Genomic DNA, 7,244 nt, shown 5'->3' with positions numbered 1-7,244 from the left:
GACGCAGGCCATGGCCGGCGCGCTGGAGCAGGACCTGGGCAGCGCCGACGTGAGCGGCGCCAAGCCGGTGACGGCCTACCCCGCGCTGGCCGCGCTGCTGGAGACGCAGGCCGGCATTCCGCTGGCCGTGTTCGCCGCGCAGATCAAGCCGGCCCTGGACGCGCAATTGCCGCCTTCCATGTTGCTGGCCGAGTATCTGCTCAACGCCGACCAGTGGGACGGCTACAACGCCGAGCGCAAGGACATGATGGCTTTTCTGCGCGACCACGGCGTGCGCAATGTGGTGGCCCTGACGGGCGATATCCATGCCTTCTTCGCCGGACCGGTCATGGACGACTACGATGCGGCGACCCCGGTGCCCGTGATGGTGGACCTGGTAACCGCGGGCGTGTCCAGCAACTCGTTCTTCAGCTATTTCAAGAACGTCGTCGACACCAACGCCACCTTCGCGCCCGCCAAGCCGCTGATCTACAGCGAACAGGACGGCGCCATCGTGAATAACTTCAATGGGACGCTGAAACAGTCCAATCCGGCCTGGCTGCGCCACGTGGATACGGACGCCCAGGGGTTCGCGGTGGTGACCCTGACGGCGGCCGAATTGCGTTGCGAGTTCAACAAGCTCAAGCCGCTGGACGGCGATCGCGCGCCGGCGCAGCCCGCGGTGGCATCGCAAACCGTGCTGACGGTGGCGGCGGGCACGCCGGCTGTGGACCTGGCGGGCTAGTGTGCTGTCCCATAGATGCGCCGCCTACTTGTCCGCATCGCGCAAAACCTGGGGCTGCGCGGCGCCCGCCTGGTAGCGCGAGAACCAGCCCACGGCAAGTTCGGTGTCCACGCCGAGCTTGCCGAAAGGGCGGGCCAGCGCCGCGGCATTGCGGGCCAGGGTGCCGTCGTCGGGCAGGGTGCCGCGCCCCGCGACGATGACGCGATTGCCCTGCCGCAGGTTGAAGAAGTCGCCGAACACGGCCGCGTAAGTGGCGGATTCCTGTTCGTACAGCTTGCTGTTGGTGAACGTGTTGGCCACCACGATGCCGGCCGGCGCCAGAATGCCGCGCACGTGCTCCAGGAATTCGATGGTCATCAGGTGCCTGGGGATGTAATCGACGTCGAAGGCGTCGAGCATCACCATGTCGTATTGCCGGCCGTCGCGGTGGGCCTGCTCGATATAGGCGCGGCCGTCGTCCACGAACAGCCGCTGCCGGGGGCCCGGTTGGTAGCCGAAATAGTCCCGGGCCACTTTGGCGACGGCGGGGTCGATTTCCACGGTGTCGATGGTGGCGTCGGGTAGCAGCTTCGCCAAGGTCTTCTGCAGCGTGGCGCCGCCCAGCCCGACGATGAGGATGGCCCGCGGGTCGGGCTTGGCGAACAGCGCGCTGGCCATCATGCGCGTGTAGCTGAACACCAACTGGTCAGGCTGGTCGAGGTCCAGGCAGGTTTGCCGGCCGAAGTCGACCATGGAATTGAAGTTCAGGCAGCGCTCGCCGTTTTCCTCGAAGACCAGGATCTTGCCGAACTGGGAAGGCTCGGTGTGCAGCAGGCGCGGCTGGGCGTGGGCGACGCCCATGTACAGGAGGACACATCCCAGCAGCAGGGGCAGGGACAGGCGAAGGCGGATGCGGCGCATGGGGAATGATGTCGGATGCGGGATGGGACATCATATCTTGGCGCCGCGCGACGGCGGACAGTCTGGCGCACGCAGGACGGCCCCGTCCGCCCCGTCAGACAACCCGCTTGTCTTTCAGGGCCTGTATGGCTTGCGGGCTGTAGCCCAGCAATTGCCCCAATACGTACTCGTTGCCGTCGCCGACGGTGGGGGGAGGCAGTTCGTATTTCACGGGCGTGCCGCACAGCCGTAGCGGGCTGGCAATTGTGGACACGATGCCGCCGCCGGGCCGGGGCATGTCCACGCGCAGGCCGCGATGCCGCACCTGAGGATCCTGGAATACTTGTTCGTAGTCGTTGATGCGGCCGCAGGGCACGTCGGCCGCTTCCAGGCGGGCGATCCACTCGCCGGCACTGCGCGTGAGCATGGCGCGCGCCAGTTCGGGCACCAGTTCGCCGCGGCCCACGATGCGGCCCTGGACCCGGGCCCACCGCGGGTCGGCCGCGAGGTCGGGCCGCTCGATGGCGGTGCAATAGCGCTGCCACTGCACGTCATTGCCCACCGCCACCACGATCTCGCCGTCGGCCACAGTGAAAACCTGGTAGGGCACCAGGCTGGCGTGCGCGTTGCCGTAGCGATGCGGAACCTTGCCGCTGGCAAAGTAGCCGGTGACCTGGTTGCCGCCCAGCGCCACGATGCAGTCCAGCAGGGCCATGTCGATGTACTGGCCCTGGCCGGATTCCGCGCGGTGGTTCAGGGCCGCCAGGATGGCGATGGTGGCGTACATGCCGGTAATGACGTCGGCGATGGCGATACCGGTTTTCTGCGGGCCCCCGCCAGGCAGCGCATCGTGCTCGCCGGTAATGCTCATCAGCCCGCCGATGGCCTGGAACACGAAGTCGTAGCCGGGCTTGCGGGCACTGGGGCCGCTTTGTCCGTAGCCGGTAATGGAGCAATACACCAGCCCGGGGTTCACGTCGCGCAGGCTGTCGTAGTCCAGGTTGTAGCGCTTCAAGTCGCCGATCTTGTAGTTTTCCACCACCACGTCGCTATGGGCGGCCAGTTCGCGCACCAGGCGCTGGCCGTCGGCGCTGGCGATGTCGATGGTCACCGACTTCTTGCCGCGGTTGGCGGCGGCGTAGTAGGTGGAATCGGCCGCCTCGCCGCCATCGGCGGCGCGCATCCAGGGCGGCCCCCACGCGCGTGTGTCGTCGCCGCCGCCGGGGCGCTCGACCTTGATGACCTCGGCGCCCAGGTCGGCCAGGTTCTGGGTGCACCAGGGGCCCGCCAGGATGCGGGACAGGTCCAGTACCCGTATGTGCGACAAGGCGCCCGGTGTGGCGGCGGCGTCCGGCATGGATGAGCTTCCTTTATTGAATGCTGATGTGGGCGTCGGCGATGACCTTGGCCCATTTGTCGATTTCGGCGTTGACGTACCTGGCGAACTCGGGCTGCGTCATGGTGCCGGGTTCGGCGCCCTGCTTGGCGAATTGCTGCTTGATCTGCGGGCTTTGCAGCGCGGCGAGCACGTCCCTGGAAATCTTGCCGGCCAGTTCCGGCGGCATGTCGCCCGGCGCGTAAAGGCCGAACCAGGCCATGGCCTCGAAGCCCTTGACGCCGGCCTCGTCCAGCGTGGGCACGTCGGGCAGCGCCGGCGACCGCTTGGTGGATGTCACTCCCAGTGCGCGCAGCTTGCCAGCCTGGATGTGCTGCAGCACGCCGGGCACCGAATCGAACATCACGGGGATCTGCCCGCCCAGCAGATCATTCAGGGCCGGGGCGGCGCCTTTATAGGGAATGTGCACCATCTCAATCCCGGTCATGGACTTGAACAGTTCACCCGACAAATGGTTGGCACCGCCCGTACCCGCCGAGCCGAAGTTCACCTTGCCGGGGTTGGCCTTGGCATAGGCAATCAGTTCCGGCACGGTGCGGGCGGGAAACGAGGGGTTCACCACCAGTACGTTGGGCACGGCCGCCACTTCGGCGATAGGCGTGAAATCCTTGCGGGTGTCGTAGCGCAGGTTCTTGTACAGGCTGGGGTTGATGACGTGGTGCGTGGCCGTCAGCATCAGCGTGTAGCCGTCGGGCTGGGTGCGCGCCAACTGCTCGGAGAAGATGGTGCCGCTGGCGCCGGGCTTGTTTTCCACGACGACGGTCTGCTTCCATTGCTGGCCGAGTTCGTTGGCCAGCAGCCGCGCCAGGATGTCGGTGGTGCCTCCGGGCGGAAAGGGCACGACCAGCGTGACGCTGCGGGCGGGGTAGGGTTGCTGCGCCTGGGCCGCGGGCGGCGCCAGCAGGGTGGCCAGGGCCAGGGTGGCGGCGGCCGCCGCCGCGTGTGTCCATGCTTTCATGGTTGTCTCCTGTTTTTTTGTGTTCTGCTGCGGGGGGCTTACATCGAGGGAAACTCCACCATGGCTTCGCCCACGGCCACGGTTTCGCCGCGCTGGTTGGTTACCTGCACGTCCAGCGTGGCCCATTGGCTTTTTTCGGTGCGGCGGGTGGCGGTGATGGTGGCGCTGGGGGTGATGGTGTCGCCCGGTTTTACCGGCGCCTTCCAGCGGGTTTCCAGGCGGCGCTGCACGCCGCCCTGCGGATACAGCCAGTCGGTCAGCATCCTGGCGATGACGCCGAAATTGTTCATGCCATGCATGATGATGCCGCCGAAGTGGGTCTTGCCGAAATTGCCCTGCATGTAGTTGTCATCCAGGTGCAGGGGATTGAAGTCCAGCGAGGCTGCGCAGAATTCGCGGATGGATTCGCGGGTGGGCGAAAACGGCGCGCCGTCGATTTTCTGGCCGGTTTTCAGGGTGTCGAATGCGGGGTTCATGGTGCGGATCCTTGGCCTGGCGTTTACATGGGGCGGATGGTCCAGCCGCGGCCGGAGCAGATGACTTCGTCGCGCTGGTTGAAGAACACGTTGTCGTGCACGGCGAACAGCCGGTCTTTCTTGATGAACTTGTCCAGTGCGCGGGCCTGCAGGCGGATGACGTCGCCGGGGCGCGCGGGAATGTTGTAGCTCCAGGACTGCCCCGCATTGACCGTGCCAGGGCTGCGCATCCAGTCGTCGGTGGGGGTGCAGGCGAACATCAGCAGGATATGGATGGCCGGGGGGGCGATCAGGCCCTTGTAGGGCGAGTTGCGGGCGTAGTCCTCGTCGAAGTACAGCGGATGCGTGTCGCCCACCACCTGGCAGTATTTGTGGATGGCTTCCAGGGTCAGGGTGTAGGGAATGGTCTTGCGGGGCTGGCCGGGAATGATGTCGTCCCAGATCTTGCGGGCCTGGGCGTCTTTCCAGAAATCGGTTTCGAAAGTGGGTTCTGTCATGGCTGGAGGCTGGGTTGAGCAACGGTTGATTTAAGAGGGCATCGTGCTACAATGACCGCTAAGCGGATATTGATATCCGCTTTATGGTCATTCTGCGGGCCGTTTTTTGCCGTGTCAAGCACGCGGCGGGGGTAGGCATGGCAACACCAGACAGCGAATCGTTCGTGCGCACCTTTGCGCGCGGCCTGAAAATCATCGAGGCCATGGGGCAGGGGGCGGCCCGCCAGACCCTGGGCGACGTGGCCGAGGCCGTCGACCTGCCGCGCACGGCGGTCCGGCGGTTCTTGCTGACACTCATCGACCTGGCCTTTGTCAAGACCGATGGCAAGCACTACTGGCTGACGCCCAAGGTGCTGCGCCTGGGGCTGTCGTACCTGTACTCGCTGCCGTATTGGCGGCACGCGCAACTGGCGCTGGAAGAGCTGTGCGCGCGTATCGGCCAGTCGTGCGCGGTGTCGGTGCTGGACGAAGAAGACATCGTCTACGTGCAGCGCCTGCATACGCGCCGCATCCTGCCCATGAGCCCCTCGCTGGGCAGCCGCCTGCCGGCGCACGCGGTGTCGATGGGGCGCGTGCTGTTGTCGGGCCTGGACGACGCGGCGCTGGACGCCTATCTTGCCCACGCCACGCTGAAGAAGCTGACCGGCGCCACGGTGGTGGATCGCAGCCGGCTCAGGGCCGCCATCGAGCAAGCCCGCGAACAGGGGTATGCGTGGGTGGACGGCGAACTGGACGAATCCATCGCCGGCCTGGGCGTGCCGGTGCGCGACAAAGACGGCGCCATCATCGCCGCCATCAACGTCAGCCTGCCGGCCGGCAGCTTCGACCAGGCCGCGGCCGTGCGCGAATTCCTGCCGGAACTACGCCATACGGCCTCGCAGTTGCGGGCCACCGGCGTCAGTTATTAAACGGTGCCGGTCTTCGTTACAGTAGGCACTATCGCGGGACAACCAACCCGCCATGCCGAAGGATCTCGTCCATGCCGCGCCGCCTGCCCCCCTTGCCCGCCTTGCGCCTGTTCGAAGCCGCCGGACGACTGTGCAGCTTCAAGCAGGCGGCGGCCGAACTGAACCTGACGCCCAGCGCGGTCAGCCACGGCGTCGTGGGGCTGGAGCAAGCCCTGGGAGTGAGCCTGTTCATGCGCGGGCCGCGCGGCCTGTCATTGACCCCCGAGGGGGCTGATTATCTGTTGTATGTGTCCGAGGCCTTGTCACTGATCGCCACGGCCACGCAGCGGCTGCCAGGGGCTGGCGGCGGGCGCCGCATCGCCCTCAGTTGCGCGCCTACGCTGGCATCGCGCTGGCTGTTGCCCCGCCTGCACGGTTTTCGCAGGCAATGGCCCGATGTGCAGATCACTATCGACACCTCGCAACGGCATGTGGGGTTTCCGGTAGACGGGTTCGACTTTGCCATCCGCATGGGCCGCAGCCACGTGGCGTCGGCTTCCTGGACGCGGCTGTTCGGCGAACAGTTGGTACCGGTGTGCGCGCCGGCATACCGGAATACCTTGCTGGACGCCCACGGACAGGTCGATTGGTCGCGCGCGGCCCTTATCCATGTGACCCTGGCCAGCGAGGATTGGCAGGCCTGGTGTGATCAGGCGAGCGGTGCCGCGCCCGGCGAGGCCGTCCTGGCGGGCGGTTTGCGCCTGGACACGATCCAGCTGGCGTTCGACGCCGCCACGGCCGGCCTGGGCGTGGTGCTGGGCCGCCGCCCGCTGGTCGACCGCGACCTGCAGCACGGTGTGTTGCTGACCCTGGGTTTGCCAGAGCTGCAGGCAGAAACCGCATATTGGCTGGTCAGCGCGGAAGGCGTCGAACGGCGCAGCGAATTGCTGGCGTTCCGCGACTGGCTGGCATCCCAGGCCGAAGATTTCGCTGCCTAGTGTGCTGGCAGGTGTCCGATATGAAAGAACTGGTCGCGCGCGAGTGAAGATTCCTCACCCGCCGTGAAGATCTTTTCCTTTGCCGGCATCGTTGGCCGCTGCCACCATGCAGGCAAAGGAGATCACATCGCCATGCAAACCGCAGACACTGCACGTCCGCTGTCCGGCAACCCGTTCATCTGGGTCATAGTGGCCGCGGCGCTGATTCTCAGTGCGGCCATGGGGGTGCGGCAGACCTTCGGGTTGTTCATTACTCCCTTCTCATTCGACCGCGGCCTGCCCGTGACGCAGATCGCGTTCGCCATCGCCGTGCACAACCTGGTGTGGGGCGTGGCGCAGCCCTTCGCGGGGGCCGCGGCAGACCGGTACGGGTCGGCGCCGGTGGTGGCATTCGGCGCGGCGGCGTTCGCGGCGGGGCTGGCCCTGGCC

8 protein-coding genes and 1 pseudogene are annotated in these 7,244 nt (G+C 66.4%); 4 read left to right on the top strand and 5 right to left on the bottom strand.

All coding sequences use genetic code 11. The features are described from left to right. A partial coding sequence (locus LPZ50_RS19190; RefSeq protein ID WP_230663792.1) for an alkaline phosphatase D family protein occupies positions 1 to 724 on the top strand: 724 nt, incomplete at its 5' end. A 24-nt stretch (positions 725 to 748) separates the two neighbouring features. Here LPZ50_RS19190 and LPZ50_RS19185 read toward each other — a convergent pair. The 5 genes from LPZ50_RS19185 to LPZ50_RS19165 all read right to left on the bottom strand — a co-directional run bounded on the left by LPZ50_RS19185 (position 749) and on the right by LPZ50_RS19165 (position 4,930). Beyond that, entirely contained in the window at positions 749 to 1,624 is an 876-nt protein-coding gene (locus tag LPZ50_RS19185) for a spermidine synthase (protein WP_230663789.1), read from the bottom strand. A gap of 94 nt (positions 1,625 to 1,718) precedes the next feature. Next, positions 1,719 to 2,960 carry a CaiB/BaiF CoA transferase family protein gene (locus tag LPZ50_RS19180; RefSeq protein ID WP_230663786.1) on the bottom strand — a complete coding sequence of 414 codons (1,242 nt, stop codon included), beginning with the start codon at positions 2,958 to 2,960 and terminating at the stop codon, positions 1,719 to 1,721. A gap of 13 nt (positions 2,961 to 2,973) precedes the next feature. Then, complete coding sequence (locus tag LPZ50_RS19175; RefSeq protein ID WP_230663783.1) at positions 2,974 to 3,957, bottom strand: tripartite tricarboxylate transporter substrate binding protein; 984 nt, start codon at positions 3,955 to 3,957, stop codon at positions 2,974 to 2,976. A gap of 38 nt (positions 3,958 to 3,995) precedes the next feature. Further along, on the bottom strand, positions 3,996 to 4,433 hold the full coding sequence (locus LPZ50_RS19170) for a MaoC family dehydratase (protein WP_230663780.1): 438 nt from the start codon (positions 4,431 to 4,433) through the stop codon (positions 3,996 to 3,998). Between the two features lie 23 nt (positions 4,434 to 4,456). Further along, positions 4,457 to 4,930: a MaoC family dehydratase gene (locus tag LPZ50_RS19165; protein WP_230663777.1), complete on the bottom strand. Its 474-nt coding sequence runs from the start codon at positions 4,928 to 4,930 to the stop codon at positions 4,457 to 4,459. 137 nt (positions 4,931 to 5,067) lie between these two features. On the opposite strand from LPZ50_RS19165, the gene LPZ50_RS19160 reads away from it, so the two are divergent. The 3 genes and pseudogenes from LPZ50_RS19160 to LPZ50_RS19150 form a co-directional block, all read left to right on the top strand. Then, entirely contained in the window at positions 5,068 to 5,838 is a 771-nt protein-coding gene (locus LPZ50_RS19160) for an IclR family transcriptional regulator domain-containing protein (protein ID WP_230663775.1), read from the top strand. A gap of 71 nt (positions 5,839 to 5,909) precedes the next feature. Next, positions 5,910 to 6,815: a LysR substrate-binding domain-containing protein gene (locus tag LPZ50_RS19155; protein ID WP_230663772.1), complete on the top strand. Its 906-nt coding sequence runs from the start codon at positions 5,910 to 5,912 to the stop codon at positions 6,813 to 6,815. Positions 6,816 to 6,947: 132 nt separating this feature from the next. Next, positions 6,948 to 7,244: pseudogene (locus LPZ50_RS19150) on the top strand (MFS transporter); the annotation flags it as partial.

It is taken from the genome of Bordetella petrii (assembly GCF_020991325.1).
GTDB lineage: Bacteria > Pseudomonadota > Gammaproteobacteria > Burkholderiales > Burkholderiaceae_B > Bordetella_A > Bordetella_A petrii_E.
Note: the sequence above shows the minus strand (reverse complement) of the source record. Positions and strands in the feature narration are given on the sequence as shown.

Excerpts from the sequence above, each read along its gene's own strand:
- LPZ50_RS19180 (WP_230663786.1), bottom strand. The coding sequence starts at position 2,960 with ATGCCGGACGCCGCCGCCACACCGGGCGCCTTGTCGCACATACGGGTA.
- LPZ50_RS19170 (WP_230663780.1), bottom strand. The coding sequence starts at position 4,433 with ATGAACCCCGCATTCGACACCCTGAAAACCGGCCAGAAAATCGACGGC.
- LPZ50_RS19155 (WP_230663772.1), top strand. The coding sequence starts at position 5,910 with ATGCCGCGCCGCCTGCCCCCCTTGCCCGCCTTGCGCCTGTTCGAAGCC.
- LPZ50_RS19160 (WP_230663775.1), top strand. The coding sequence starts at position 5,068 with ATGGCAACACCAGACAGCGAATCGTTCGTGCGCACCTTTGCGCGCGGC.
- LPZ50_RS19165 (WP_230663777.1), bottom strand. The coding sequence starts at position 4,930 with ATGACAGAACCCACTTTCGAAACCGATTTCTGGAAAGACGCCCAGGCC.
- LPZ50_RS19185 (WP_230663789.1), bottom strand. The coding sequence starts at position 1,624 with ATGCGCCGCATCCGCCTTCGCCTGTCCCTGCCCCTGCTGCTGGGATGT.
- LPZ50_RS19175 (WP_230663783.1), bottom strand. The coding sequence starts at position 3,957 with ATGAAAGCATGGACACACGCGGCGGCGGCCGCCGCCACCCTGGCCCTG.